The organism is Curtobacterium sp. AC268, from assembly GCF_979258745.1.
The window spans coordinates 3,537,695-3,563,545 of the sequence record NZ_OZ409878.1 but is presented as its reverse complement, the minus strand read 5'-3'; the positions used below and the strand labels follow the sequence as shown (position 1 = coordinate 3,563,545).

Below are 25,851 nucleotides of genomic sequence, written 5' to 3'. Positions count from 1 at the left end.
AGGCCCGTGGCGGTGCCGCCACGCGCCTCCCGTCCGCCTTTCCCCCGTCGACTGCCGTCAGCGGCCTGCGGGAGCCGACTCCCCCGGGTGCACGCTGCCGAGCAGCTCGACGACGACGTCCCGCAGGGCGTCGGGCAGCCCGACGGTGCCGAGCTCGACGATGCGGTCCGCACGCGGCAGGTCCTTCGCGACGACCTCCCACGCCTCGAGCTTCTCCGGGTTGCCGGCCTGCGCGCCCTCGAGGACCCGCCGCGCGGCCTCCCGCGCGTCGACGCCGACGACCGGAGCGCCGACCAGCGTGACCGATCCGCCCGACGCCGAGTCGACGGACAGGTCGACCGAGAACCGGTCGGCCGCACGTGCCGACGTCGGTTGCCCGTCGGCCGGCGCAGCGAGGAACGTGATCCGCCAGTCGCGGTGGGCGGGAACGACGTCGAGGGCGCCGGTGGTGGCGTGCACCCGGAACGCGGCGTGCGCTGGGTCCCAGGTCAGGCGGGTCCGGGCGGTGCGGCTGCCCTCGCCCTCGTGGTCCTCGACCAGGGTGAACTCGCCGGGCGCACCCGGCGCGACGAGGACCTCGAACGCCGTCGGGTTGACGGTGGCGTCGAGCTGGTCGGCCGCCGCGAGCGGCAGGATCCCACCGGCGCGCAGCAGGACCGGCACCGTGTCGAGCGTGCGGTGCAGGTCCACGAACCGGTCGCCTGCGTACACCGTGCCGGTGAAGACGTCGGTCCAGGTGCCGGGCGGCAGCCAGGCCCGGGCGACCCCGTGCCGGCTGACCGGGTCGCGCGGCGCCACGATCGGCGCGACGAGCAGCTCCGAGCCGAACGCGTAGGTGTTCGGCACCCGGTACGCCTCGTCGCGGCGCGGCTCCAGGTGGTAGAGCGGCCGGACCAGTGCGGTGCCCTCGGCGGTGCCGTGGTTCATGGTGTGCAGGTACGGCACCAGGCGGTGACGGAAACGGAGCGCCTCGCCCATCGCGGCTCGGGCCTCGGCGGGGAACGCCCACGGCTCCTTGCGGATGAACGGGTTGTTCGCGGAGTGCAGGCGCATGATCGGCGAGAACACCCCGAACTGCACCCAGCGGGTGGCGAGCTCGTCGTCGCGGACGCCGCGGGTGTGGCCACCGATGTCGTGGCTCCACCAGGGGTAGCCGATGTTCGCGGCGGTGGCGGTGAACTCGGGCTGGAACGCCAGGGACGCCCACGACACGACGGCATCACCGGAGAACCCGACGGCGTACCGGTGGCTGCCGGGGCCGGCGTAGCGCGAGAAGGTCATGCCGTCGACGGGGTCTGCTGTTGCGTCGTCGTCTGGAGCCGTGTCCGCGCCGCCGTCAGGCCTTGCGTCGGCGTCACCCGATGCCGCGTGTCGCGCTGAGTCGAGCAGGTGGAAGTGGTTGAGCAGCCACAGCGGGTCGACCCCGGGCAGCCCGGTCTCACGACCCTGCTGCCAGTCGATCCACCAGAAGTCGACGCCCTGCTCCTCGAGCGGGCGGTGCAGCTGTTCGAAGTAGGCCTGCAGGAACCGCCGGTCCGTCGGGTCGAACGCGATCGGCTGCTCGGTCTCCGGGTCGACGCCCATCGCCCGCGCCACCGCGGCGTAGGCGTCCTCGAACGCCCGCACGCCGTCGGCCGGGTGCAGGTTCAGCGTCGTGCGCATCCCCCGGCGGTGGAGCTCTGCGAGGAAGGCTTCGGGGTCCGGGAAGAGCGACGGCTCCCACGAGTACCCCGTCCAGCCGTTGCCGAAGCGCGGCGGGACGGAGTCCACCCGGTGCCAGTCCATGTCGATGACGGCGACCGAGAACGGCAGGTGTTCGTCGGCGAAGCGGTCCAGCAGCTCGAGGTACGAGGTGTCGCTGTACGGGTGGTACCGGCTCCACCAGTTGCCGAGTGCCCACCGCGGCATCCGCGACGGCGGCCCGGAGACGGCGTGGTAGGTGCGGAGCGCAGCGTCGTAGTCGCGGCCGTACGCGAAGACCGTGACGTCGCGGCGCCCGGGGACCCGCGTGCCGATCCAGCCGTCGTCGGCGAACAGGAACGACTCGCTGTCGTCGAGCGCGGTGATGCCGTCGCGGGCCAGGATCCCCGGTTCGAGCGGCATCCGGCCGTCGACGTCGTCGAGGGTCCGGCCGGTGCCGCCGAGGTCGCGCGGCTCCTGCCCCCAGCGCCAGCGGTTGGCGTCCGGGCCGGTGGTCTCGACCACCAGGCCGCTCGGGCTGAAGGGGCGGCCGTCGTAGCGCAGGCGGGCGCGGTCGGTGGTGACGACGACGCCGGCGGCGGTGCCGGTGCCGGTGCCGTCGGCCGCGGCCGTCCGCTCCACGGTGAACGTCGGCACGGGCAGGCGGCGGCGCATCGCGAAGGTCGACGCCCGGTCCTCGAACCCGCCGTCGTCGCTCCACTCGATGCGGAACGCCCCGGCGTCGAGCACGGTGATGCGCCAGTGGTCGCCGGTGACGACGGCTGCGGGGTCGGCGACGGGGTCCGAACCCGGGAACGGACGGATGGTGGGGAGGACCGCGCCCGTGGTGCCCGTGGTGCCCGTGGTGCCCGTGCCGGTGGTGCTGCTGCTGCTCACGAGGTGCCTCTCAGCTCTTGACCGCGCCCTGCGTCACGCCGCTGATGACCCAGCGCTGCGCGAACAGGTAGACGATGATCGTGGGCGCCATCGCCATCAGGTACGAAGCGAAGGCGACGTTGTAGTTGGTGCCGAACTGACTCTGGAAGATGTTCTGCACCACGGGCAGGGTCTGCAACCCCGGATCCGCCGTGATGAGCGACGGCATCATGAAGTCGTTCCACGATGCCAGGAACGCGAAGATGCCGACCGTCGCGTTCATCGGGCCGAGGAGCGGCAGGATGATCCGCCAGAAGATCTGCCACGTGGACGCCCCGTCGATGCGGGCGCTCTCCTCGAGTTCGACCGGGATCGACCGCAGGTACGCCGAGTAGAGCAGCACGCTGAACGACAGTTGGAACATGGCGTGCAGGATCCCGACGCCGATCGGGTTGTCGAGGCCGATCTCGGCGGTCAGCTTGATCTGCGGCAGCGCCACCACCGGGAACGGCAGGAACATCGCCGCGAGCAGGTAGACGAACGAGTACCGGAAGAACCGCTTGTGCCAGTTCCGGACGATCGCGTACGAGGCGAACGAGCTGAGCAGCAGCGTCGCGACGACGGTGAGCGCCGCGACGCCCAGGGACACCGAGAAGGACACCGGGAACCGGGTCAGCTGCCAGGCCTCGGCGAACGAGCCGGGGTTGAACGGGAACGGCAGCGAGAGCGCGTTGCCGTCGACGGACTGCTCGGTGGTCTTGAACGCCATCGAGAGCGTCACGTACAGCGGGATGAGCACGGTCAGCGACGCGAGTCCGAGGACCACGGTCAGCGTCCAGTTCGTGCCGCCCAGTCGTCGGCGGTGGCCGCGGCCAGAGCGACCGCCGCCGCCGGTGGTCACGGCGCGGGTGTCGGTCGGGGGTCGTGTGTCGATGGCGGTCATGCGAGTCGCAGGTTCCTTCCGCGGGTCGCCGCGAGCTGCAGCACGGAGATGAGGACGGTGATGATGAAGAACACGGTCGCGTTCGCCATCTGGTAGGCGTAGTCGCCGCCGGTGAAGCCGCCGAAGATGGTCATCGCGACGCTGCTCGTCGCGCTGCCGGGGCCGCCGTTGGTCAGACCGACGATCACGTCGTAGGCGCCGAGGTAGCCCTTCACGCCGAGCACGGTGTTGATGACGATGAAGCCGCCGAGCAGCGGGAGCGTGATCGAGCGGAGCTGCTTCCAGCCGGTCGCACCGTCGAGCGCACTGGCCTCGTACAGCTCCTCGGGGATGGACGTCAGGCCCGCCGTGTAGATGAGGAGCGCGCCGGGGACGGTCTGCCAGGCGGACACGATCACGATCGCGAGCCAGGCGAGGTTCGGGTCGCCGAGGATGCTCTGCTCGAGCGGGCCGAAACCGACGCTCGTGGCCAGGGCCGGCACGGTGTTCGAGAACAGGAAGTTGAACACGTAGGCGACGATGATCCCCGAGATCACCATCGGGATGACGAACACCGACCGCAACCCGGCGGCGAACCGGATCTTCTTCGCCAGCGCGATCGCCAGGGACAGCGCCACGACCTGCGTGACGACGACGGTGACGGCCGCGAAGCCGAGCGTGAAGCCGTACGACGCCAGGATCGCCGGGTCGGAGACGAGCGCCCTGTAGTTCTCGACGCCGATGAAGTCCCACTGCCCGAACCCCAGGTAGTCGGTGAAGCTGTAGAAGACGCCGACGCAGGCGGGGGCGACGACGAACGCCGTGAACAGCACGAGGGCCGGCACGAGGAACAGGTAGTACATGCCCTCCGTCCGGTGGAGGGAACCCACACGCCGGTGCGTACGGGACGCCGCAGTCGCCGGTCCGGACGTTGCCGGGTCGGTGTCGCGGGAGAGCGGGGTCTGCATGGTCATGGTGACTCCTGTGTCCTGGTCCGGCTCAGACCGTCGCGGAACGGCCGGCGAGCCGCCGCCAGTCCGAGTCGAGCCGCTGCAGCATCGAGGTGAAGTCCCCGCTCCGGATCGCCGACTGCAGGTAGTTGCCGAGCGGGATCGACGTGGGGATGAAGGTGCCGGCGCCCTGGTAGAACGCGGCGTCGTCGACGTACTGCTGCAGGCCGGCGAGGCGCTCGTCCTGCTGCGGTGGTGCGTCGATGCGGGGCGAGTACGCCAGGTTGTCGCGGTTGTAGGCGTCGATGACGTCGGGCTGCATGAGGAACTCGACGAGCTCCTTCGCCTGCTCCGGGTGCTCGGACGCCGTGGGGATCCAGAGCCCGAGGTCGATGTTGACCCGGGCCTTGCGGTCGGCCGGGTCGTTCGACACCGGCAGGGCGAAGGTGCCGACGGGCAGCTCGTCGTCGATCAGCGCGATCTGCCCGAGCGCCCACGGGCCCTGCAGGTACATCGCGGCCTCGCCCTTGCCGAACGCCAGGTTGCCGTCGGCGTAGGCCCGGGTGGCGTGGTCGCGGTTGAAGAACGACGAGATGGTCTTCGCGCGCTCCATCGGCACCGCGAAGTCCTTCTCGAACGACACCTCGGAGTCGGGGCCGACGTCGGCGCCGAGGGCCTTCATCTTGCGGAAGAACGAGCCGGTGTCGACGAGGCTGCCCACCGAGTAGTCGAACAGGCCCTGCCAGAGCGTCCAGGTGTCCCGGTCGGTGGCGTAGATCGGCGTGATGCCGGCCTTCTGCAGCGCCCGGCAGACCTCGACGAACTCGTCCCACGTCGTCGGGACCGGCAGGTCGTGCTCGGCGAAGATCCGCTTGTTGTAGATCACCCCGGCCGCCGCGAGCGAGTACGGCAGCACGCTCGTGCGGTCCTCGAACTTCGCGTACTGGTTCGTCAGGGTGTCGATGTCGGGTCGGACCCGCGCTGCCGACGGCAGGTCGCTGAGGTCACTGAGCACGCCGCGCGAGATGTACCGGGCGAGCTCGAGGTTGTCGTTGAAGCACCCGACGTCCGCCGGTTCGCCGCGGACGAACTGCGGGGCGATGGCCGCCGTGCTGTCGTGCACGACCGACATGCCGGTGTGCTCCCCCTCAAACCTCCGCAGCAGCTTGTCGAAGTACGCGATGACCTCCTGCTTCTGCTCGTAGAAGCGGAGCGTCGTGGCACCACCGGCGGCACGCCCCGGGGTCGCGCACCCGGCGAGCGCCATCGTGCCGAGTGCGATGCCACCGGCCGCGCCCGCGAGGAACCCCCGCCGGCTCACCGCCGCCTGGAGTGTTGCGGTCCTGCTTCCCACCATCGGGTCTCTCCCTCGTTGCGCATCGTCGCGCAGGCTCCTGTTTACAGCGCTGTAAAGCGTACGTCAACGTTGTAATCGCATGTGGCGGTGGTCGGTGCGCCCCACGGACGGGAGGCACGGTGCCAGCCCGCCCCGCGCCTCCCGGCCGCCGCGCAGCGCGTCCGCTGCCGCACGCCGCCGCCTGGTGCGAGGTTGCGCACTCCGTGCGCGACCGCAGCGCCGCACGGAGCGTGGAACCTCGCACCGGGCACGCCCCGGCACCCTCACGACACGCCTGGGCGAACACACAGGATCGCGAGCAGGCACCATGGAGAGATGGCAAGCACCACTCCTCCCCTGCCCGGACCCGTGACCACGACGCCGCAGTTGCGGCGGTGGGTGTTCTGGCCCGCCGCCGTCATCGTGCTGGGGTTCGTGGCCTTCACCCTGATCTCCCCCTCCACCGCCGAGGCGCTGTTCCTCGGTCTGCAGGACGGCATCGTCAAGAACTTCAGCTGGTACTACGTGCTGATCGCCGCGTTCTTCGTCGGCTTCTCGCTGTTCGTCGGCTTCAGCCGCTTCGGTGACATCAAGCTCGGCAAGGACCAGGACGAGCCCGAGTTCTCGACCGGTTCGTGGTTCGCACTGCTCTTCGCCGCCGGCATGGGCATCGGCCTCGTCTTCTACGGGGTCTCCGAGCCCCTCAGCCACTTCGCTTCCCCGCGCCCCGGCGTCACCGGCACCGAGAAGGAGCTCGCGCAGCAGGCACTGACCCAGACGTTCCTGCACTGGGGCCTGCACGCGTGGGCGATCTACGTCGTCCTCGGCCTGGCCCTGGCGTACGCGATCCACCGCCGGGGTCGTCCGGTGTCGATCCGCTGGGCCCTCGAACCGCTGCTCGGCAACCGCGTGCGCGGCGGCTGGGGCAACCTGATCGACGTGATCGCCCTGGTCGGCACGCTCTTCGGCGTCGCGACCTCGCTCGGCCTCGGCGTCATCCAGATCGGCGCCGGGCTCGAGAGCGCCGGCATCGCCGACAGCAGCATCGTCAGCCAGATCGCCATCATCGCGGTGATCACCGCCGTCACGATCGTCTCGCTCGTCACCGGCGTGACCAAGGGCATGAAGATCCTGTCGAACTTCAACCTGCTGCTCGCCGCTGCGCTACTGCTCTTCGTGCTCATCGTCGGCCCGACGCAGTTCCTGCTCCGCGACTTCGTGCAGTCGATCGGCTCCTACCTGCAGAACATCGTCGGCCTGTCGTTCAACGTCACCGCCCAGCAGGGCGCCGAGGGCGAGGCCTGGCAGGGCGCCTGGACCACCTTCTACTGGGGCTGGTGGATGTCGTGGGCGCCGTTCGTCGGTGTCTTCATCGCCCGCATCTCCAAGGGCCGCACCGTCCGACAGTTCGTGTTCGGCGTCCTGCTGGTGCCGACCGCGCTCACGTTCCTGTGGTTCGCCGTCCTGGGCGGCACCGCGATCCACCGCCAGACCGACGGTTCGGGCGGCCTGATCGGCTCGGACGGCTCGGTCGACATCGAGGGGTCGCTGTTCGCGGTCCTCGGTGACCTCCCCGCCGGCATGGTCCTGACCTACGGCGCGATCCTGCTGATCGGCGTGTTCTTCGTGACCTCGTCGGACTCCGGGTCGCTCGTGATGGCGATGATCGCGTCGGGCGGTGACATCGAGCCGAAGAACTGGCTGCGGGTCTTCTTCGCCGGTGTCGCTGCGCTGCTCGCCGTCGCCCTGCTGCTCAGCGGTGGACTGAACGCGCTGAAGACGGCGGCGATCACGACCGCGCTGCCGTTCAGCATCGTCCTGCTGCTCACCTGTTGGTCGACGATCATCGCCTTCACCCGCGAGCGCCGTGCGTACGACAAGGCCGAGCGCGAGGTCCTGCTCGAGCACGTCGGCGCCTACTACGGCCTCGAGGTCGAGGCACCGACCGAGCGTCCGGCGCGGTCCGGGCTCGGCCGTCCGTGGGCCGCGGTGAAGAACCGCGTCCGCGGCGGTCGCGGAACCACGTCCCCGACGGTGGAGGCCGGTGCGCTCGAGGACTTCCCCGTGCGGCCGTCGTCGATCTCGGCGGACCCGGCGGTCGACCCGAGCCTCGACGCACGTCCGGCGTCGGCCGACGGGCACGCGACGGAGCAGCCCGAGCGCTGACGGGCGGTCGACGCGACCACCTGACGGACGGGAGGCACGGTGCCAGCTGGCACCGTGCCTCCCGTCCGTCGTCCGTCAGGTGTCGGTCCGTGCGGACGCCACCTCGAGGGTCACGACGACCGCCACCACGGCGAGCGCCGTGACCGGCAGCGACACCGCCGGCACCGCGATCGACGCGAGGGCCACGAGCACCAGGGCCACCACGACCGCGTTGGCCCGGGCCGACAGCGACGGCCGGATCGCGAGCGCCCAGATCGAGAGCACGAACACGGCGACCGGCACCGCGACGGTCGCGGCGACCGAGGCGGACGACAGTGCGACGTGTCCGGCGTCGGCGCTGACCGCGACCTCGATGCCGGCCGGCAGGGCACCGGCGGCGGCGAAGACGAAGTAGTGGCCGTAACCGAACACGAGCGCGGTGGGCAGCGAGCGGATGTGCGCATGCTGCTCGCGGGAGAAGTAGATCCACCACATGCCGACGGTGATCACGAGCCCGCAGCCGGCGAGCGCCAGCAGGGCTCCGAGGTGCTCGGTGTGCGCGACGGCGTCGATCACCGCGCCGGCCGAGGCCACCAGCCCCTCGCCGAGGACGATGAGGGTGAACAGGGAGAACCTCTCCGCCAGGTGCCGGGTGTGCCACGGGGCCGTCCCCGTCGAGGTCTGCGCCCAGATCGGCACGGACAGCTCGGCGAGCACGAGGAACGGTGCCGCGTAGGACCAGACGTCGTCGGGCAGGGCCAGGGAGACCACCCAGAGCACCTGCACGACCGTGATGCCGACGGCGTGCAGGGTGGCGGTCCGGCGGTGGCGGGTGGAGGACGCGGCGGCGCGGATCCACTGCCCGACCAGGGCCAGCCGCATGACGACGTAGCCGATGACGCCGATCGTGAAGTCGTTCTCGACCATGGCCGCGTGCACCCCGGCGGCGAGGACGAGCACCCCGGCCATCTGCACGAAGGTCATCACGCGGTAGAGCCAGTCGTCGGTGTCGAACGACGTTGCGAACCACGTGAAGTTCATCCACGCCCACCAGATCGAGAAGAACACCAGCCCGTAGGCCAGGACGGCGGAGGCGACGTGTCCCTCGAGCTCGATCTCGTGCAGGTTCGTCGCGGCGAAGCCCACCGCGACGACGAACACCAGGTCGAACAGGAGCTCCAGGGGGCTCGCCGCCCGGTGTTGCTGGTCGGGGTCGCGCGGCACCATCCGGCGCAGTCCGATGGTCGGCATGGGGCCAACGGTAGGGCCCGGCCCGACGCCGTGCCAACGCGCGTGTGGCGGGTCGGTCGAATCCCGTCGGGTCGGGCCGCGTCCGGCCGACGATCCGTCGCAGCGAACCCGTGTTTGCCACACACTTGACCGAACAGCCGACAACCGACGGAGACACGATGTCGCAACCGCTCGAATCGCTCATGCACGCCAACCTGTTCGAGGTGTTCGGGGAACGGGACCCGGAGCGCCGCCGCGCCGCGATCGAGCGGACCTACGCCCCGGACGTCGTGTTCCTGGACCCGGACGAGGTCGTCACCGGGCACGAGGCCCTGCACGCCAAGGCGCAGCGCCTGCTCGACGAGGCTCCCGGGTTCGTGTTCTCGGCGGCCGGCCCGGTCTACGAGAACCACGGGATGGGGTACCTCGCCTGGCACTTCGGCCCCGAGGGAGCACCGCCCGTCGTGTCCGGCATGGACATCTGCTTCATCGAGGGCGACGTCATCGCGAAGGTCTACACGATCCTGACCGCCTGACCGCCACCTCCCGCAGGTGGTGGCGATCGTCGGGCGCGAGCGATGCGGTCACCGTGAGCGGCTGACGGACTGGAGGCCCGGTGCCAGCTGGCACCGGGCCTCCAGTCCGCCTGTCGGTACGGTCGAGTCGTTGCCGGATCGAGACACCGGTGCGGCCCGGCGTGCGGCATGGTTGAGCGACCGATGGCGAACAGGACGGAGCGCACGGTGGAACGAGCGGTGGGGTGGGCCACGAACGCGGTGGACGTCCGATGACGAGCACGGGCCCTGCGGCGAGTCAGCGTCCCTGGACGCTGATCGCCGTCGTGGTGCTGGTGGGCTGGGCGATCGTGACGGCGCTGCTGTTCCCGGTCACCGGGGTCGACGAGCACGAGGGGCCCGGCGACCAGGTCTGGCGGACCTCGTCGAGCGCGCTCGGCGTGCCGCTCTCACCCGAGTGGGACGTCCTCGTCTGGCTCGCCGCGCTCGCGCTGGTGCCGGTCGTCGTCGTCGGTCTCGCGTTCCTGCTCCGCCGCCGACGACCGCACACCGCGCCCGTCAGTCCGTCGCCGGGTGGCCCTGTCCGCTGAGGTGTGCGCGGAGCACGTCACGGACGCTCGTCCACGACTGCACGCCGTAGCGATCGTTGTCGACGTGGTGCAGCTGGGCCTGCCCGCTGAACATGCTCACGAAGTACTGCATCCCCTGCCATGCCGGGAACGTCTCGTCGGGGTCCTTCGACAGGCGCCGGCCGACGGCGCTCATCGCGGACAGGGTGCCGGTGGTGCCGGCCCACTGCAGCCGGAAGCGCTCCCCCGTCAGCTCGCTCATGGTGCGTGCGACGTCGCGGGCGGTGACCTGGTCGCCCGCCATCTCGATCACCCGCGGAGCATCGTCGTCCAGGGCGGCGAGGGCCGTGACCCGGGCGACGTCGTCCTTCGTGGTGAAGTCGAGCACTTGGTCCGCCGACGACCAGAACAGCACGAGCCGACGGCCGGACAGGATCATCGGGGCCTCGCCGGTCAGCAGGTCGGTGAACATGCCGGTCAGGATCGAGGTCGCCTGCACCGGGGCCGCATCGAGGTCGGCGGCGAACTCGCGCCGCAGCTCGAAGTTGCGGTTGGTGCCGGGTGCGATCCGCCGGTAGTCGGCCGAGTAGTCGGACGGGATGAACCGCCGGACGCCCGCCGCCACGGTCGCGGCGAGCAGCGCGCGCTGGGCGTCGACGATCACCGGACGTGTCCCGCTCACGGCGGAGACCACGACGTCGGCCCCGCTGACGGCCCGGGTCAGGGCGTCGTGGTCGCCGTACTCGGCGGCGACGACGTCGACACGGGCGTCGTCGCCGAAGCGTTCTGCGGCGGTCCTGCTGCCGGGCCGGGTGAGGACCCGGACCCGCACGTCGTGCTGGGTGAGCTCGCGGACGATGCGGTGCCCGAGGTCGCCGGTGGCACCGGCGACGAGGATGGTGGTGGTCATGGGCGGGGCCTCACTGCAGTGGTGGTCGACGTGGTCGTCGCGGTGCGCCGTCGAGATCGCTCCGGGACGGCGAGGGGGTGTTGGAACGTGGGGTCCGCCTGGTCCGGTCCGGCGGTGCCGAGCCCGGCGGTGAGCGCGACGCGGGCCAGCAGCCGGCGCAGCGTCGTCTGCTCGTCGTCGTCGAGGTGCCGCATGAGCACGCCCTCGGCGCCGCGCAGGGCGGACCGTGTCCGGGCGAGCAGGGCACGGCCGGCGTCGGTGGGGTGGACCTGCCGCACCCGCCGGTCCGTCGGGGCGGGGCGACGTTCGACGAACCCGCCCGCCTCGAGCGCGTCGACGATGTAGGTCATCTGGGTCTTGTCGATCCCGAGGCGCTGCGCGAGTCCGAGTTGTGACGACGGTTCCTCGGTGGTGGTCGCGACGAGCACCTGGTAGCCACGGGGACCACCCGGCACGTCAGCGACCGCCTCACTGCCCAGCCGAGTGAAGCCCTGGAGCGCCAGCGGCAGCGCCCACCCGAGTTCGGATTCGATGCCCTCGGCACCCCAGTCGATCTCGGGGAGTGCATCGGTCGGCGTCGGACTGTCCATACCGTAGACCGTACCGGAACAAGATCGTCTTGTGCAAAGATCATCTGCGATCAAGACGGACAACCGCCAGGACGCCGAGCAGCCGAGGACCCCATGTCGGACACCGCAGCCATCACCCCGTTCACCCTCGACGTCACCCAGGCGGAGCTCGACGACCTGCACAGTCGCCTGCTGGCCACCCGCTGGCCCGATGCCGAGACCGTCGAGGACACCTCGCAAGGACCCCGACTCGAGAAGGTCCGCGCCCTCGTCGAGCACTGGACGACGGAGTACGACTGGCGCCGGACCGAGGCACTGCTGAACGGCTGGGGCCAGCACACGACCCGGATCGACGGGCTCGAGGTCCACTTCCTGCACGTCCGGTCCGCCGTCCCCGGCGCCCGTCCACTCCTGCTCACCCACGGCTGGCCCGGTTCCGTCCTGGAGTTCCGCCACGCGATGGGTCCGCTCACCGACCCGGAGGCGCACGGCGGCGACGCGGCGGACGCGTTCCACGTCGTGATCCCGAGCCTGCCCGGGTTCGGCTTCTCCGGGAAGCCGACGACCACCGGGTGGAACACCGCCCGGACAGCGAGGGCCTGGTCGGTGCTGATGTCCCGGCTCGGGTACACGGACTGGTTCGCCCAGGGCGGTGACCTCGGCGCCACCGTCACCGCGGAGCTCGCCGCCCTGCAGGCCGCCGGGGACATCGGGCTCGCCGGGATCCACCTCAACATGGCGCTGTTCATGCCGACGGACGACGAAGCCCGGAACGCCTCCCCTGACGAGCGGGTCATGCTGCAGGAGAGCGGCCACTACTGGCGGGAGCTGTCGGCCTACTCGCAGCAGATGTCGACCCGCCCACAGACCATCGGGTACTCGTTGGCGGACTCCCCCGTCGGGCTGGCGTCGTGGATCTACGCGATGTTCCAGGACGTCGGCGGCTCGCACGACGAACACGGCGATGCCGAGCGGCTCTTCCCGCTCGACGAGATCCTCGACGACGTCATGCTGTACTGGCTGCCGAACACCGCCGCGTCCGCGGCGCGCATCTACTGGGAGGCGACCCGCACCGGCTGGGCCAGCCCGGGCACCGTCGAGGAGCCGCTGACCCTGCCCGTCGGCCTGAGCATCATGCCGGGCGAGTACGTCCGCCGGTCGCGCCGCTGGGCAGCGCGCCGGTACACCGACCTGGTGTTCTTCAACGAGGTCGCGCGCGGCGGGCACTTCGCGATGCTCGAACAGCCGGAGCTGCTCGTCGACGACGTCCGTGCGACCTTCCGGAACCTGCGCTGATGCCTTGTGGAGAGCGAGCGGATACCGCTACTCTCCGATAGTGCGAATATCTGAACTTGCCCGAGCGGCGTCCACGCCGGTCACCGCCGTCAAGTACTACCAACGCGAAGGCCTCCTGCCCCCCGGCGAGAAGTCGGCGCCGAACCAGACCGCCTACGACGACCGGCACGTCGAACGAGTCCGGCTCGTCCGGGCACTCCTGGAGACCGGCGGGCTCTCGGTCGCCGTGACGAAGCAGGTCCTGGCCGTGCTCGACGCCGAGACCGCACCGCTGGCCGAGGTCTTCGCCGTCGCCCAGTACGCCATGACCACCCCGCGCTCCCCCGAGTCCGAGGCGACCCCGGAGGCCCGCGCCCGGATCGAGGAACGGGTGTCGGCCGCCGGCTGGTGCGCGACGTCGGACAACCCGGGACTCGAGACCGCGGCCCGGGCGCTCGACGGACTGCGCACCATCGGGTTCGACGCTCCGGACGACTACCTCGACGCCTACGTGTCGGCAGCGGCGAGCGCGGCACGGGCCGACGTCACCGCACTGCAGGACCGCGACGGCCGGACCGCGATGGCGGAGCTGATGGTGATCGGCACCGTCCTCGGCGATCCTCTCTTCGCGGGACTCCGGCGTCTGGCGCAGCAGGACGCCACCCACGACCTGTTCCCCGTCGCCGACACGGACGAGGCCGGCGCATGACCGTTCCGCTGCACGTCGTCCTGGGCGGCAACGGTGTCGTCGGGCGCGAGACACTCCGTGCACTGCGTGAGCACGACGTCGCCGCCGTGTCCGTCGGCCGGCGCCCGTCGACAACAGCAACGGCAGGCAACAGCGAGAGCGAGAGCGGCAACGCCCGCACCGACCACGTCATCGCCGACCTGCTCGACCCCACCGCCGTGCGCCGCGCGCTGCACGGCGCCGACGTCGCGTACCTCGTCGCCGGCCTGCCGTACTCGTCTGGGGTCTGGGCGGACCAGTGGCCGAGGATCGTCGACAACACCGTCGGAGCAGCCCTGGCCGAGGGCACTCACCTGGTGTACCTCGACAACGTCTACGCCTACGGCCGCGTGTCCGGGCCGATGACCGAGGCGACCCCGATCAACCCGTCCGGTCGGAAAAGTGCGGTGCGCGCGGCCGCCCTCGAGCAGCTGCGGACCGCGGCCGACCGCGGACTGGCCGTCACCGTCGGGCGGAGCGCCGACTTCACCGGCCCCGGCGCGACGACGAGCGTGTTCAACGGTTTCGTCGTCGACCGGATCGCCGCCGGCAAGCGCCCGACCTGGCTGCTCGACGCCGACCAACCGCACTCCCTCACCGCCACGACCGACATCGGCGACGCACTCGTGACCCTCGGTACCGACGACCGTGCGACGGGCCGGACCTGGCACCTGCCGACCGCTCCAGCGCTGACCGGTCGGCAGTACGTCGAGCTCGCCGGGGTCCCCGCCGCCGACACCGCCGTGATGTCGTCGGCCACGCTGCGCCTCGGTGCACTGTTCGCCACGTCCGCCCGGGAGACGCTCGAGCTGCGGTACCAGTACACCGACCCCTACGTGTTCGACTCGTCGGCGTTCGAGCAGACGTTCGGCGTGCACCCGACCCCCACCGCCGACGTCGTGGCCGCCGCCCTGCTGCACGCCCGGAGCGTGACCCGGTGATCGCCGCCGTCCGTCGAGCGGTCGCGTGGCACCCGGCACTCATGGCCGTGGCCGGCCTGATGGTCGTGTCCACCGCGGTCTGTCTCGTCGGACTCGTCGTGGATCCCCGGACCATCCTCGGGGCACCGGCGTGGATGAAGCCCCTGAAGTTCTCGCTGTCGATCCTGCTCTACGCCGTCACCTGGGCGTGGCTCATCGCCCACCTGCCGAAGTGGCGGACGCTCGCTCGCCGACTCGGCACCGTGGTGGCCGTGGCCCTGGTGGTCGAACAGGTGCTCATCGTGTGGGCCGCCGCGACCGGCACGACGAGTCACTTCAACGTGTCGAACAGCGTGCACGTGGTGGTGTGGGCGGTGATGGCGGTCGCGATCACGACGCTCTACCTCTGCACCTTCGTCACCTCGATCGCACTGTTCTTCCTGCGCCTGCCCACCCCGGCACTGACGGTCGCCGTCCGCGCCGGTGCCGTCATCGCGCTCCTCGGCATCGGGGTTGCGTTCCTGATGACCGGCCCGACCTCCACCCAGCTCACCGCCCCGGACGGGATCGTCGGCGCCCACACGGTGGGGATCGCGGACGGCGGACCCGGGGTGCCACTGCTCGGGTGGAGCACCGTCGGCGGTGACTACCGGGTCGCCCACTTCGTCGGCATGCACGCCCTGCAGGTGCTCCCGCTGGTGGCACTCCTCGTCGCCGCCGCGGGTCGGCACCTGCCGTGGCTGGCACACCCGACCACGCAGGTCCGGATCGTGGTCGTCGTCGCGGTCGCGTGGGCGGCGGGCACCGTGCTCCTCACCGTGCAGGCCGCGGTCGGACAGTCGGTGGTCCACCCCGCGGGCACGGTGGCCGCGGTGGCGTGGTCACTCGTCGTACTGGCTGCGGCCGCGAGTGTGGCCGTCCTGCTCCGCGCCCACACCACTCCGGTGGCGCGACCGCGCTGACGGATCAGCGGGCCTGGAGTCCGCGGGAGACCAGGTCGGCGGCAGCACGGGCTTCCGTCGCCCACCCGGGGCGATCGATCCCGGCCCCGATGCCGTGCAGCAGCATGAGCACCGTCCCGGGGGCGACGTCGGACCGGATGGCCCCGTCAGCGGCCGCGCGAGCCATCAACTCGGCGAGTGTCCGCTCCAGGTCTCCCCCGCCCTCGGCCCGCGTGGTGGCGTCGACCACGGCGGCGAGGGTGCGGGCGAGCGCCGCGTGGTCGACCACGTACTCCACGAACCCGCGCAGGAAGTCGTCGAGGCTCTCCGCCGCGGGCCGCGTCGATTCACGAGCACGGCGGCAGAGGACGTCGACCTCACCCCGGTAGACCGCCGCCGCCAGCGCTTCACGTGTCGGGAAGTGTCGGTAGAGCGTGCCGACACCGACGCCGGCGCGTCCGGCGAAGTCGTCGAAGCGCAGCTGCTCGTCACGCTCGAACGCCGTCCGGGCAGCGGCCACGATCGCGTCGCGGTTCCGACGGGCGTCGGCGCGCATCGGCTTCGCGGCAGGCAGGGGTTCCTCGACCGGCACGGCGCTCCTTGACAAGTGGAAACAATCTCCATATCTTCCAAGTGGAGATCGTCTCCAGACTAGCGGACAGGTGCCTGATGCGGATCCTCATGCTCGGACGGGGCGTCATCGCCACGATCTACGGCCACGCCTTCCAGCGCTCCGGGCACCAGGTCGACCACCTGGTGCGACCCGGGCGCGCTGCCGAGTACGGCGACACCGTGCAGACCGACGTCATCGACGGCCGCCGCGGACCCCTGGGTCGGCGGACCCGATCGACGTCGCCGACGCGACTGGTCGAGTCGATCGACACAGACGACGCGTACGACCTCGTCGTCCTCAGCGTCGGCCACCACCGACTGCAGGAGGCCGTGGCCACCCTGGCACCCCACATCGGTGACGCCACGGTGCTGGTCCTCGGCAACGTGTGGGACGAACCCCTCGCCGCGGTCGCACCGCTCGCCGCGGACCGGGTGCTGTTCGGGTTCCCTGGAGCCGGCGGCGGGTTCGACGCCGACGGGGTCCTGCACGGTGCCGTCCTCCGTTCGGTCCGGCTCGGGACGACGGGCGCGGCTCCGGACCGGCGGGAGCTGGTGCGGTCGGTGTTCCAGCGGGCGGGGTTCACCGTGCAGGACGAGGACGACATCCGCGGATGGCTGTGGCTGCACTTCGTGCTCGACGCCGGCATGTTCGCACAGGCACTGCAGAGCGGTGGCCTGGCGACGATGGTCGGGGATCGGCAGGCGCTCCGCGAGGCGTTCCTGATCGGTCGGGAACTCCTCCCGGTCCTGCAGGCACGGGGCGTCGACCTCTCCCGACACCGCTCCACGACCATGCCCGTCCGGCTGCCGGGGACGACGGCAACGCTCGTCGCCGCGGCCACGGCGCTCGTCCCGATCGCGCGTGCGAGCCTCGCCGCGCACGACGACCCGACCGCCGCGGAACCCTTGGCGGTCCTCGAGGACGTCCGGCGCACCGCCGAGACCCTGGGCATCCCGACCCCGCGCCTCGACCGCGCTGCGCGACGCGTCTGACGGCGGGTGCGGGCCCTGGACCGGACCGCCCACGGCCTGGAGGCCCGGCGCCAGCTGGCACCGTGCCTCCAGGCCGTCACGGCGAGCGTTCCGGACCCGCCCGTTACGCTGTCCCCGTGTCAGAGCCGCGCCGCAGTCCGGGGAACCAAGCTTCACTGCGTGAAGCCAACCGGGGTCGGGTCGTCAGCGCGGTGAAGCGGCACGGCGGGCTGACGCAGGTCGAGCTCGCCGGGGTGACCGGACTCTCCCCCGCGACCGTCTCGAACATCGTCAAGGAACTCGTCGCGACCGGTGCCCTGCACGCGACGCCGAGCACCTCGAGCGGCCGCCGGGCGCTCCGCGTGACCCTGCCGCACGGCCTCGGGCTGGTCGCCGGGGTGCACGTCTCGCCGCGGCACCTGCGGTTGGCGCTGTCGGACCTGAACGGCGCCGTCCTGGCCGAGCGGCACATGCCCCTGGCCCGTGACCACCGCGCCGACGCCGAGCTCGACAAGACCGCGCTGCTCGTGCTGGACATGGTGGAGTCGATCGAGTCGTCGATGGACGAGGTGCTCGCAGTCGGCCTCGCCGTGGCCGCCCCGATCGACGCCCGCACCGGGATGACGGCCCGCGGCGGGATCCTGCGGGGTTGGGACGGCATCGCGCTCGGCCAGTCGCTCGCCCGGCGGATGGACAAGCCCGTGCAGGTCGACAACTCGGCCAACCTCGCCGCCCTGGCGGAACACCGGAGCGGGGCGGCCCGCGGCCGCGACACCGTGGTGACGCTCGACGTCGGCAACGGCATCGGCGCCGGACTCGTGCTGGGCGGGCACCTGTTCCGCGGGCACCACGGCATCGCCGGCGAGTTCGGGCACACCCCCGTCCTGCCGAACGGACCCCTGTGCCGGTGCGGCAACCGTGGGTGCCTCGAGGCGATCGCCGGCGCGCCCGCCGTGCTCGAGGGTGTCCGCGACGAGGTCGGCACCCTGAAGCTGGCGGACCTGATCCTGCGCGCGATGGGCGGCGACCAGGTCTGCATGCGCGCCGTGGCCGACGCCGGGCGGGCGATCGGCTCGGCGGCGGTGGGGCTCTGCAACGTCCTCGATCCGGAGCGGGTCGTGGTCACGGGCGAGTTCGCACGGGCCGGGGAACTCCTGCTCGGCCCGATGCGGCACGCCCTCGAGTCGTCGTTGATCGTCGACGTGGACGGCACGCCGGACGTGGTGCAGGGGCAGCTCGGCGAGAAGGCCTCGGTGACCGGCGCGCTGGCCCTGGCGATCGAAGCCGTGGATGTGACGCGCGCACGCTGAGCGGAGGCGCTCCCTGCCGGGCCGCACGCGCCCGCCGACGTGGCCACCCCGCGCCCACCGGATAACGTTTTCGTCACGGCGCGCGGTCCTTGCGTTCAACTCTTGCAGCCAAGAACGCTCGCTGTCACACTCAGGGCACCGCCGATGGGGGCGGTCCACTGTTGGAGGACGTTTCAATGAAGAAATCCACCACACGAGCGATGCTGGGCGTCAGCGCCCTGCTGCTCGCGATCACCACCCTGGCGGGCTGTTCCAACGGCGCGGACGCCGGGACCGGTTCCGGCGGAGGCGGCGGGGACGCGTCGAAGGCCAAGATCGGCCTGCTCCTGCCCGACTCCGTCACCGCCCGCTACGCCAGCGCCGACCGCCCGCTCTTCACCGCCGAGGTGAAGAAGCAGTGCAGCGGCTGCTCGGTCATCTACGCGAACGCCGACGGCGACGCGTCGAAGCAGCTGCAGCAGGCCCAGTCGATGCTCACGCAGGGCGTCAAGGTCCTGGTCCTCGACCCGTTCGACGGCGAGGCCGCAGCGTCCATCGTCCAGCAGGCGAAGGCCAAGAAGGTGCCGGTGATCTCCTACGACCGGCTCATCAACAGCCCCGACCTGAGCTACTACATCTCGTTCGACAACGAGAAGGTCGGCGAGCTGCAGGGCCAGGCCCTGGTCGACGCCCTCAAGGCGAAGAAGGTCCCGGAGGGCTCGGGCATCATCATGGTGAACGGGTCCCCCACCGACAACAATGCCTCGCAGTTCAAGAAGGGCGCGCACTCGGTCATCGACGACAGCGGCTACAAGGTGCTCGCCGAGTACGACACCCCCGGATGGGACCCCGCCAAGGCGCAGGACTGGGCAGCCGGCCAGATCAGCAAGCTCGGCAAGGACAAGATCACCGGCGTCTACGCGGCGAACGACGACACCGGCGGCGGCGTCATCGCGGCCCTGAAGTCGGCCGGTGTCACCGAGCTCCCGCCCGTCACCGGGCAGGACGCCTCACTCGCGGGCATCCAGCGGATCCTCGCCGGTGAGCAGTACATGACCGTCTACAAGGCCTTCAAGCCCGAGGCGTCGAAGGCCGCCGACCTGGCGATCCAGTTCGCGAAGGGTGAGACGCCGAAGGGCGACACCACCGTCGACACCGCCGGGGGCGCGAGCGTCCAGTCGACGCTGCTCGACCCGGTCGCCGTCACCGCGGACAACGTCCAGTCGACGGTCGTCAAGGACGGCCTGTACGAGGTGTCGAAGATCTGCACCGCGCAGTACAAGGCAGCCTGCGACAGCGCCGGCATCAAGTAGGTCCGACCCCCTCTGCCCGCCCGGTCCGACTGCGGACCGGGCGGGCCTCACCGATCGAGGACGACACCCGTGAGCACGACACCCGTGAGCAACGCGTCACCAGCAGCACACCCCTCCGCCGACCCGGTGATGTCCCTGCGCGGGATCACCAAGCGGTTCGGCGCCGTCCAGGCCCTCAGCGACATCGACTTCGACGTCTACCCGGGCGAGGTGGTCGCCATCGTCGGCGACAACGGCGCCGGCAAGTCGACGTTCGTGAAGATCCTCGCCGGGGTCTACACGCCCGACGGCGGCACGATCACCTTCGGCGGCGACGAGGTCACCGTCCCGAACCCCGCCGCGGCCCAGACCCTCGGCATCGCCACGGTGTTCCAGGACCTCGCCCTCGCCGACAACCTCGACGTGGTCTCGAACCTGTTCCTCGGGCGCGAGATCGCCCACCCGTTCCTCGACGAGGAGGAGATGGAGCGCCGATCGTGGGAGCTCCTCCAGCAGCTCGCCGCCCGGATCCCGTCGGTACGGATCCCGATCGCGTCGCTGTCCGGTGGGCAGCGACAGACCGTGGCGATCGCCCGCTCGCTGATCGGCGACCCGCAGGTGGTCGTCCTCGACGAGCCCACCGCCGCACTCGGTGTCGCACAGACCGCCGAGGTCCTGAACCTCGTCGAACGCCTGCGCGAGCGCGGACTCGGCGTCGTCCTCATCAGCCACAACCTCGCGGACGTGCAGGCCGTCGCCGACCGGGTCGCGGTCCTGCGACTCGGCCGCAACAACGGAACCTTCCGCATCGACGACGTCTCCTACGAGGAGATCATCGCGGCCATCACCGGCGCCACCGACAACGCCGTCACCCGTCGCGCCGCCGCCCGCACCGAGCAGGAGACCTCCGCATGAGCAAGACCGACGAGACCCTCACCGCAGCGACCCCGACGCCCTCGGCCGCGGACCTGCAGGACGAGCGGCTCCTGCGTGACGCCGGGCTCGGCGGCGCGGCGAAGGCGTTCGTCCGACGGGTCCGCGGCGGTGACATCGGCTCGCTGCCGGTGGTCGTCGGGCTCATCGTCATCTGGGCGGTGTTCCAGGCGCTCTCCCCCGACTTCCTGTCCCCGGGCAACCTGGTCAACCTCGCCCTGCAGTGCGCCGCGGTCGGCACCATCGCGATCGGCATCGTCCTCGTGCTGCTGCTCGGCGAGATCGACCTGTCCGTCGGCAGCGTCAGCGGGCTCTCCGCCGCGATCCTCGGCCAGGGCCTCACGACGCTCGGCTGGCCGCTGTGGCTCGTGCTCACCGTCGCCCTGGCCGTCGGTGCCGCGGCCGGCCTGCTCTACGGCCTGCTGTTCACCCGCTTCGGCGTGCCGAGCTTCGTCATCACGCTCGCCGGTCTGCTCGGGTTCCTCGGGCTGCAGCTGCTCATCCTCGGGCCGAACGGCTCGATCAACCTGCCGTACGACTCACCGATCGTGCAGTTCGCCTCGGCCTCGTACCTGCCGCCGTGGCTCGCGTACATGCTGGCCGTCCTGGCCGCCGGAGGACTCTTCTTCACCGAGGTCCGTCGCGCTGCCCGCCGCCGCCGTGCCGGGCTGTCGACCGGAGCGATGTCGCTGACCATCGTCAAGGCAGTCGCCCTGTTCCTCGGCCTCGCGCTGATGGTCTGGTACCTGTCGCGCGACTTCGGCACCGGCACCTCGTTCGTGTTCTTCGTCGTGCTGGTCGTGCTGATGAACTTCGTGCTGAAGCGCACCCGCTGGGGCCGCTCGGTCTTCGCGGTCGGCGGCAACGTCGAGGCCGCACGGCGCTCCGGCATCCGGGTGAACCGCATCTACATCTCGGTGTTCATGCTGACCTCGCTCTTCGCCACCGTCGGCGGCATCCTCGCCGCGGCCCGCCTCAACTCCGCGAGCCTGTCGTCCGGCGCCGGTGACACGAACCTCAACGCGATCGCCGCAGCCGTCATCGGCGGGACCAGCCTGTTCGGTGGCCGCGGCAGCGCCTGGTCGGCGCTGCTCGGCATCATCGTGATCCAGTCGATCTCGAACGGGCTCACCCTGCTGAGCCTCGACTCGTCGATCCGCTACATGATCACGGGCGCGGTCCTGCTGCTCGCTGTCATCATCGACTCGCTCTCGCGGCGCAGCCGCGCCAGTCACGGCGCAGCCTGAGCGGGGCCCTGGACCCCGCCACGCGGACGGACGGGAGGCACGGTGCCAGCTGGCAACGGGCCTCCCGTCCGTCGCGGCGCGCGTCTCGGATCCGGAAGACGCCGGCGTGTTCCCCCGACGCCGCCCCGGGTGCGAGACGCCTCCGAAAACGGAGGCGTCTCGGCGACTGGGCGGCGTCTCGGCGCGCTACTTGCTCTTCGAACCCGAGGTCCCCGGCAGGCTGAGGATGTTGTCGGTGCCCTGCGGCACGACGATCAGGGAGCCGTTGTCGCCGGCGCTCTTGAGGGCCTCGATCTCGCGCTGCTTGAGGGCGGCGTCGGAGAGCGGGTGCTCGTTGAGGACCTCGTTGGCGTCGGCCTGCCCCTGTGCCTCGGCGACCTGCTGCTGCGCCTGCACCTTCTTGGCGTCCAGGAGCGCGCGCTCCTTCGTGACCTGGATCTGCGCCTGCTGCGCGGTGGCGTAGGCGTCGATGACCGACTTCGGCGGCGTGATCTCCTGCAGGGCGAAGTTGTCGACGTGCACGCCCGAGCCCTTCCACCGCTTCTCGAGCGCCTGGATCATCGCCTTCTCGACGGTGCCTCGCTTGGTGATCAGTTCGATGGTGGTGAAGTCGTTCGGCACCTGGCGCACGACGCTGCGCACCGAGTTGCCGATGAACTGCGTCTTGAAGTTCTCCTCGGTCTTGTACGACCGGTAGATGTCGGTGACCGACTTCGCGTCGATGCTGTACTGCAGGTTGAGGCTGACGTTCGACGAGACACCGTCCTGGTCCTGCACCGTGACGTACGGGCCGGAGCGGACGTTGCCGTTGTTGTCCGAGTCGGAGCCGTTGACCGCGTTGATGTAGGTGACGGTCTGGTTGCGGATGTTGAACGTGTGCAGCGTCGCCCACGGCGCCTTGAAGTGGAACCCGGAGTCCGTGCTCTGCCCGACGATGTTGCCGGAGATGTCCACCTGCACCTTCGACTCACCCGTGTCCTGCGCGTACAGGGTGCTGCCGAGCGTGAGCCCGACGAACAGGACGCCGGCGGCGGCCGCGGTCCACGTCGCGATGAGGTTCGGGCGGCGGGTCGGGACGGCGGGGCGTGCCTCGCGACCGGGTGTGGCCGGTCGTGCGGGGGTGGAGTAGGTGCGTGTTCGGAAGAAGAGCGCGACGAGCGCGATGACGAGGAAGACGATGGCGGCGACGAACATGACGATCACTCCTGGATGCTTGTCCGTGCAGTCTGCCGTACCCGGAGGGGTGTGGGTGACTCGAGTGCGCGGGGTCCGTGTCGCCTGGGGTCCGTGTCGTCTGGTGTCCGTGTCGTCTGGTGCGAGGTTGCGCACCTGGTGCGACCCTCGATGCCTCGCACCAGGAGTGCAACCTCGCACCGACCGTACGTCCATCGACCCCGAGCCGCACGCCCGGCCACGCGTCGGGGGTCAGACGTCAGTACTCGGCACGACGCGTCGCCTCGGCGAGGTCGCTCGGGTTCACCACCCCGGCACCTCGACGCGCACCGAACTGATCCGACCGGCGCGCGTCGTCGCCGTCACGGCCGGGTCGTAGCTGTCGGCGGTCGCCAGGTACAGGGTGCGCCCGTCCTCGCCACCGAGCGCACAGTCGATCGCGCAGTCCCCGGGTGCGTCGATGCGGTCCGTCACCTCGCCGCCCTCGACGACCCGCAGGAACTCCCCCGTGTCGACCGAGCAGACCCAGATCGCGCCGTCACGGTCGACGGTGCTGCCGTCCGGGGTCACGCCGCCGGGCAGGGCTGCCCACTCGCGCCGGCCGGTCAGCGAACCGTCGTCCTCGATGTCGAAGGCGGTGAGGCGGCCACCCCACGTCTCGCTGACCACCAGGGTCCGGGTGCCGGGCAGGATGTTGGCGCTGTTCGGGAACACCAGGCCCTCGGCGGCGAGGCGGACCGAGCCGTCGGGGTCGATCACGTAGAGCGGGCCGGGGCGCAGTTCCTCGCCCGCGTACAGGTCGTAGCCGAAGGCACCGATGTAGGTCCGGCCGGTCTGGGCGTCGACGACCAGGTCGTTCACGAGCGACGACTCGATCGTGGACAGGTCGGCGAACACCGAGGTGCTGCCGTCCGGGTCGACGGCGACGACCGTGCGGGACTCCATCGAGCTGACGATCAACCGCCCGTCGGCGAGCCACCCGAGCCCCGACGACTGCCCATCGACGGTGGCCTCGAGCCGGGGGCCGTCGGTCGAGGACGGGTTGACCGAGAACACCTGGCCGGTGTGCATGTCCGAGTACCAGAGCCGCCCGTCGTGCCAACGGTTGCCCTCCGGGAAACGGATGCCGGAGATGACGATGTCGGTCGCGGAGTCCAGGGTGATGTGCACGGATCCAGCCTGCCAGCGGGACCGGGATGCTGCCCGGACGGATGCCGTGACGGCGGCCTAGGGTCGTCCCATGCCGGGTCGTCACCTCATCCACCACCTGGGCGTCTTCGCCAGCGACTTCGCCGCGAGCGACGCGTTCTACACCGCCGCCCTCGCGCCCCTCGGCATCGGAGCGGGCTACCGCACGGACGCCGTCGCCGAGTTCTGGCAGCACGGGGACGACACCCCGAGCGTCTCGCTCGAGACCGCCCGGACCCCCGAAGCGGCGACGCGCGGACTCCACCTGGCGTTCGAGGCCGGGTCACGGAGCGAGGTCGACGCCTTCCACCGCGAAGCCGTCGCCGCCGGCGGGGTGTCACGGCACGAGCCGCGCTACTGGCCGGAGTACCACGCGTACACCGCGTTCGTGTCCGACCCGGACGGCAACAACGTCGAGGCCCTGATCAAGGAGACCGGTGACTGAGCCGGCGGCTGCACAACGGTCATCAACGGACGAACGGCACGACGCATCTGGCACGATCGACCCATGCCCCTCGACGGAACTCCCCTGCACCGGCTCGGCTTCCTGACGATCGGGTCGTTCGACCCCGCACGACCGTCCGAGGGCCACGAGGACACCCTGCGCGTGATCGAGCGCGCCGAGGCCCTGGGCTTCGACAGCGCCTGGCTGCGCCACCGGCACCTGCAGCACGGCATCTCCTCCCCCGTCGCGGTGCTGGCCGCCGCCTCGCAGCGCACCTCGCGCATCGACCTCGGCACCGCCGTCACCCCGATCGGCGCGGAGAACCCGTTCCGCCTGGCGGAGGACCTCAGCACGGTCGACGTGCTCCTCGGCGGCCGCCTGAACCCGGGGTTCTCGGTCGGCACCCCGATGAACTTCGACCTGTACCGCGACGCGATCTACCCCGACACCCTGGAGCACGAGGACCTCGGCAACGACCGGCTCCTGCGCTTCCGCGACCTGGTGCGCGGTGACCCGGTGACGGCCACGGAGACCGTCGAACGCCGCGGCATCGAGGAGTTCGCGAGCACCGTCCAGCCGCACAGCGCCGGCCTGGCCAACCGGATCTGGTACGGCACCGGCAGCACGAAGTCGGCCGTGTGGGCAGGTGAGAACGGCTTCCACCTGCTCACCTCGAGCGTCACCCGCAGCGAGAACGGCACCGACTTCGCCACGAACCAGCGCGCTCAGATCGACGCCTACCTCGACGTCCACCCCGACCCCGCTGCCGCCCGCGTCTCGCAGGGCCTGGTCGTCATCCCCACCGACACCGCGACCGCCGAGCAAGCGGCCCGCTACCGCGCCTACGTCGACAGCCGCTCGGGCCGCGTCGGCGTGCCGCAGGGCCCCGCCGGGATGCTCTTCGCCGCCGATCTGGTGGGCACCTCGGCCGAGATCGCAGACCGGCTGCGTGCCGACGTCGGCTACCAGGCGGTCACCGAGGTCGCCTTCGCACTCCCGTTCTCGTTCGAGCCCGACGACTACGCGCAGATCATCACGGACATCGCCGAGCGGCTGGGTCCGGAACTCGGCTGGGCGCCGCAGGTCGCGGCCTGAGAACGGCGCCAGACCGACGGACTGGAGGCACGGGGCCAGC

The 25,851-nt window shown here is 71.0% G+C and carries 24 protein-coding genes; 14 read left to right on the top strand and 10 right to left on the bottom strand.

All coding sequences use genetic code 11. The features are described from left to right. Positions 1–57: 57 nt before the first annotated feature. The 4 genes from ACZZ9K_RS16915 to ACZZ9K_RS16900 are packed head-to-tail and all read right to left on the bottom strand — an operon-like array spanning position 58 to position 5,749. On the bottom strand, positions 58–2,577 hold the full coding sequence (locus ACZZ9K_RS16915) for a glycoside hydrolase family 31 protein (protein WP_463444654.1): 2,520 nt from the start codon (positions 2,575–2,577) through the stop codon (positions 58–60). A gap of 10 nt (positions 2,578–2,587) precedes the next feature. Beyond that, positions 2,588–3,499 (bottom strand): carbohydrate ABC transporter permease, encoded by a 912-nt coding sequence (locus ACZZ9K_RS16910; RefSeq protein WP_111024510.1) that lies wholly within the window; start codon positions 3,497–3,499, stop codon positions 2,588–2,590. Then, positions 3,496–4,452 carry a carbohydrate ABC transporter permease gene (locus tag ACZZ9K_RS16905; protein WP_071246778.1) on the bottom strand — a complete coding sequence of 319 codons (957 nt, stop codon included), beginning with the start codon at positions 4,450–4,452 and terminating at the stop codon, positions 3,496–3,498. Before ACZZ9K_RS16905 ends, ACZZ9K_RS16910 begins: the two co-directional genes overlap by 4 nt. 25 nt (positions 4,453–4,477) lie before the next feature. After that, positions 4,478–5,749 (bottom strand): ABC transporter substrate-binding protein, encoded by a 1,272-nt coding sequence (locus tag ACZZ9K_RS16900; RefSeq protein WP_463444653.1) that lies wholly within the window; start codon positions 5,747–5,749, stop codon positions 4,478–4,480. 351 nt (positions 5,750–6,100) lie between these two features. Between ACZZ9K_RS16900 and ACZZ9K_RS16895 the strand changes: the two genes are divergently transcribed. Next, on the top strand, positions 6,101–7,930 hold the full coding sequence (locus tag ACZZ9K_RS16895; RefSeq protein ID WP_463444652.1) for a BCCT family transporter: 1,830 nt from the start codon (positions 6,101–6,103) through the stop codon (positions 7,928–7,930). 75 nt (positions 7,931–8,005) lie between these two features. Here the strand turns inward: ACZZ9K_RS16895 and ACZZ9K_RS16890 are convergent, their stop codons facing one another. After that, the gene (locus ACZZ9K_RS16890; protein ID WP_463444651.1) at positions 8,006–9,160 is read right to left on the bottom strand and encodes a low temperature requirement protein A; all 1,155 of its coding nucleotides are present in this window, start codon (positions 9,158–9,160) and stop codon (positions 8,006–8,008) included. A gap of 158 nt (positions 9,161–9,318) precedes the next feature. Here ACZZ9K_RS16890 and ACZZ9K_RS16885 point away from each other — a divergent pair, with 158 nt between their 5' ends. Continuing rightward, positions 9,319–9,675 carry a nuclear transport factor 2 family protein gene (locus tag ACZZ9K_RS16885; protein ID WP_463444650.1) on the top strand — a complete coding sequence of 119 codons (357 nt, stop codon included), beginning with the start codon at positions 9,319–9,321 and terminating at the stop codon, positions 9,673–9,675. A 251-nt stretch (positions 9,676–9,926) separates the two neighbouring features. Next, complete coding sequence (locus tag ACZZ9K_RS16880; protein ID WP_463444649.1) at positions 9,927–10,244, top strand: hypothetical protein; 318 nt, start codon at positions 9,927–9,929, stop codon at positions 10,242–10,244. On the opposite strand, the gene ACZZ9K_RS16875 is transcribed toward ACZZ9K_RS16880, so the two are convergent. Both ACZZ9K_RS16875 and ACZZ9K_RS16870 read right to left on the bottom strand, forming a co-directional pair. Next, a complete protein-coding gene (locus ACZZ9K_RS16875) occupies positions 10,213–11,133 on the bottom strand; it encodes an NmrA family NAD(P)-binding protein (protein ID WP_111038929.1) in 921 nt (306 codons plus the stop codon). The genes ACZZ9K_RS16880 and ACZZ9K_RS16875 overlap by 32 nt on opposite strands. Beyond that, on the bottom strand, positions 11,130–11,723 hold the full coding sequence (locus ACZZ9K_RS16870) for a MarR family winged helix-turn-helix transcriptional regulator (protein ID WP_071404274.1): 594 nt from the start codon (positions 11,721–11,723) through the stop codon (positions 11,130–11,132). Before ACZZ9K_RS16870 ends, ACZZ9K_RS16875 begins: the two co-directional genes overlap by 4 nt. Positions 11,724–11,816: 93 nt before the next feature. Between ACZZ9K_RS16870 and ACZZ9K_RS16865 the strand changes: the two genes are divergently transcribed. Genes ACZZ9K_RS16865 through ACZZ9K_RS16850 form a run of 4 tightly spaced genes read left to right on the top strand, consistent with a single transcriptional unit; the run spans position 11,817 to position 15,586 of the window. After that, positions 11,817–12,998 carry an epoxide hydrolase family protein gene (locus tag ACZZ9K_RS16865; protein ID WP_463444648.1) on the top strand — a complete coding sequence of 394 codons (1,182 nt, stop codon included), beginning with the start codon at positions 11,817–11,819 and terminating at the stop codon, positions 12,996–12,998. A gap of 40 nt (positions 12,999–13,038) precedes the next feature. Further along, positions 13,039–13,686 carry a MerR family transcriptional regulator gene (locus ACZZ9K_RS16860; protein ID WP_214520764.1) on the top strand — a complete coding sequence of 216 codons (648 nt, stop codon included), beginning with the start codon at positions 13,039–13,041 and terminating at the stop codon, positions 13,684–13,686. Next, on the top strand, positions 13,683–14,645 hold the full coding sequence (locus tag ACZZ9K_RS16855; protein WP_214520765.1) for an NAD-dependent epimerase/dehydratase family protein: 963 nt from the start codon (positions 13,683–13,685) through the stop codon (positions 14,643–14,645). Before ACZZ9K_RS16860 ends, ACZZ9K_RS16855 begins: the two co-directional genes overlap by 4 nt. After that, positions 14,642–15,586: a hypothetical protein gene (locus tag ACZZ9K_RS16850; protein ID WP_463444647.1), complete on the top strand. Its 945-nt coding sequence runs from the start codon at positions 14,642–14,644 to the stop codon at positions 15,584–15,586. The genes ACZZ9K_RS16855 and ACZZ9K_RS16850 overlap by 4 nt, the downstream gene beginning before the upstream one ends. A gap of 4 nt (positions 15,587–15,590) precedes the next feature. Here the strand turns inward: ACZZ9K_RS16850 and ACZZ9K_RS16845 are convergent, their stop codons facing one another. Further along, on the bottom strand, positions 15,591–16,157 hold the full coding sequence (locus ACZZ9K_RS16845; RefSeq protein WP_463444646.1) for a TetR/AcrR family transcriptional regulator: 567 nt from the start codon (positions 16,155–16,157) through the stop codon (positions 15,591–15,593). Positions 16,158–16,234: 77 nt separating this feature from the next. On the opposite strand from ACZZ9K_RS16845, the gene ACZZ9K_RS16840 reads away from it, so the two are divergent. The 5 genes from ACZZ9K_RS16840 to ACZZ9K_RS16820 all read left to right on the top strand — a co-directional run bounded on the left by ACZZ9K_RS16840 (position 16,235) and on the right by ACZZ9K_RS16820 (position 21,910). Next, a complete protein-coding gene (locus ACZZ9K_RS16840) occupies positions 16,235–17,170 on the top strand; it encodes a ketopantoate reductase family protein (protein ID WP_463444645.1) in 936 nt (311 codons plus the stop codon). A 116-nt stretch (positions 17,171–17,286) separates the two neighbouring features. Next, the gene (locus tag ACZZ9K_RS16835) at positions 17,287–18,459 is read left to right on the top strand and encodes an ROK family transcriptional regulator (RefSeq protein ID WP_071246751.1); all 1,173 of its coding nucleotides are present in this window, start codon (positions 17,287–17,289) and stop codon (positions 18,457–18,459) included. A gap of 176 nt (positions 18,460–18,635) precedes the next feature. After that, positions 18,636–19,751, top strand: a complete 1,116-nt coding sequence (locus tag ACZZ9K_RS16830) for a sugar ABC transporter substrate-binding protein (protein ID WP_138802953.1) — start codon at positions 18,636–18,638, stop codon at positions 19,749–19,751. Between the two features lie 129 nt (positions 19,752–19,880). Then, on the top strand, positions 19,881–20,645 hold the full coding sequence (locus tag ACZZ9K_RS16825; RefSeq protein ID WP_111038920.1) for an ATP-binding cassette domain-containing protein: 765 nt from the start codon (positions 19,881–19,883) through the stop codon (positions 20,643–20,645). Next, complete coding sequence (locus tag ACZZ9K_RS16820; RefSeq protein ID WP_463444644.1) at positions 20,642–21,910, top strand: sugar ABC transporter permease; 1,269 nt, start codon at positions 20,642–20,644, stop codon at positions 21,908–21,910. The genes ACZZ9K_RS16825 and ACZZ9K_RS16820 overlap by 4 nt, the downstream gene beginning before the upstream one ends. A 186-nt stretch (positions 21,911–22,096) precedes the next feature. Here the strand turns inward: ACZZ9K_RS16820 and ACZZ9K_RS16815 are convergent, their stop codons facing one another. Both ACZZ9K_RS16815 and ACZZ9K_RS16810 read right to left on the bottom strand, forming a co-directional pair. Beyond that, on the bottom strand, positions 22,097–23,104 hold the full coding sequence (locus ACZZ9K_RS16815) for an SPFH domain-containing protein (RefSeq protein WP_214523964.1): 1,008 nt from the start codon (positions 23,102–23,104) through the stop codon (positions 22,097–22,099). Positions 23,105–23,386: 282 nt separating this feature from the next. Next, positions 23,387–24,253: an SMP-30/gluconolactonase/LRE family protein gene (locus tag ACZZ9K_RS16810; RefSeq protein WP_463444643.1), complete on the bottom strand. Its 867-nt coding sequence runs from the start codon at positions 24,251–24,253 to the stop codon at positions 23,387–23,389. 70 nt (positions 24,254–24,323) lie between these two features. Here ACZZ9K_RS16810 and ACZZ9K_RS16805 point away from each other — a divergent pair, with 70 nt between their 5' ends. Beyond that, positions 24,324–24,716, top strand: coding sequence for a VOC family protein (locus ACZZ9K_RS16805; RefSeq protein WP_418516853.1), 393 nt, complete (start codon positions 24,324–24,326; stop codon positions 24,714–24,716). A 63-nt stretch (positions 24,717–24,779) separates the two neighbouring features. Next, positions 24,780–25,811, top strand: a complete 1,032-nt coding sequence (locus tag ACZZ9K_RS16800) for an LLM class flavin-dependent oxidoreductase (protein WP_463444642.1) — start codon at positions 24,780–24,782, stop codon at positions 25,809–25,811. The last annotated feature ends 40 nt before the right edge of the window (positions 25,812–25,851 follow it).

Bases quoted from the DNA above. Each gene is read 5' to 3' on its own strand.
- ACZZ9K_RS16820 (WP_463444644.1), top strand. From the start codon at position 20,642: ATGAGCAAGACCGACGAGACCCTCACCGCAGCGACCCCGACGCCCTCG.
- ACZZ9K_RS16840 (WP_463444645.1), top strand. From the start codon at position 16,235: ATGCGGATCCTCATGCTCGGACGGGGCGTCATCGCCACGATCTACGGC.
- ACZZ9K_RS16905 (WP_071246778.1), bottom strand. From the start codon at position 4,452: ATGACCATGCAGACCCCGCTCTCCCGCGACACCGACCCGGCAACGTCC.
- ACZZ9K_RS16885 (WP_463444650.1), top strand. From the start codon at position 9,319: ATGTCGCAACCGCTCGAATCGCTCATGCACGCCAACCTGTTCGAGGTG.
- ACZZ9K_RS16805 (WP_418516853.1), top strand. From the start codon at position 24,324: ATGCCGGGTCGTCACCTCATCCACCACCTGGGCGTCTTCGCCAGCGAC.
- ACZZ9K_RS16830 (WP_138802953.1), top strand. From the start codon at position 18,636: ATGAAGAAATCCACCACACGAGCGATGCTGGGCGTCAGCGCCCTGCTG.
- ACZZ9K_RS16895 (WP_463444652.1), top strand. From the start codon at position 6,101: ATGGCAAGCACCACTCCTCCCCTGCCCGGACCCGTGACCACGACGCCG.
- ACZZ9K_RS16815 (WP_214523964.1), bottom strand. From the start codon at position 23,104: ATGTTCGTCGCCGCCATCGTCTTCCTCGTCATCGCGCTCGTCGCGCTC.
- ACZZ9K_RS16910 (WP_111024510.1), bottom strand. From the start codon at position 3,499: ATGACCGCCATCGACACACGACCCCCGACCGACACCCGCGCCGTGACC.
- ACZZ9K_RS16825 (WP_111038920.1), top strand. From the start codon at position 19,881: ATGTCCCTGCGCGGGATCACCAAGCGGTTCGGCGCCGTCCAGGCCCTC.
- ACZZ9K_RS16800 (WP_463444642.1), top strand. From the start codon at position 24,780: ATGCCCCTCGACGGAACTCCCCTGCACCGGCTCGGCTTCCTGACGATC.
- ACZZ9K_RS16880 (WP_463444649.1), top strand. From the start codon at position 9,927: ATGACGAGCACGGGCCCTGCGGCGAGTCAGCGTCCCTGGACGCTGATC.
- ACZZ9K_RS16855 (WP_214520765.1), top strand. From the start codon at position 13,683: ATGACCGTTCCGCTGCACGTCGTCCTGGGCGGCAACGGTGTCGTCGGG.
- ACZZ9K_RS16865 (WP_463444648.1), top strand. From the start codon at position 11,817: ATGTCGGACACCGCAGCCATCACCCCGTTCACCCTCGACGTCACCCAG.
- ACZZ9K_RS16875 (WP_111038929.1), bottom strand. From the start codon at position 11,133: ATGACCACCACCATCCTCGTCGCCGGTGCCACCGGCGACCTCGGGCAC.
- ACZZ9K_RS16890 (WP_463444651.1), bottom strand. From the start codon at position 9,160: ATGCCGACCATCGGACTGCGCCGGATGGTGCCGCGCGACCCCGACCAG.
- ACZZ9K_RS16870 (WP_071404274.1), bottom strand. From the start codon at position 11,723: ATGGACAGTCCGACGCCGACCGATGCACTCCCCGAGATCGACTGGGGT.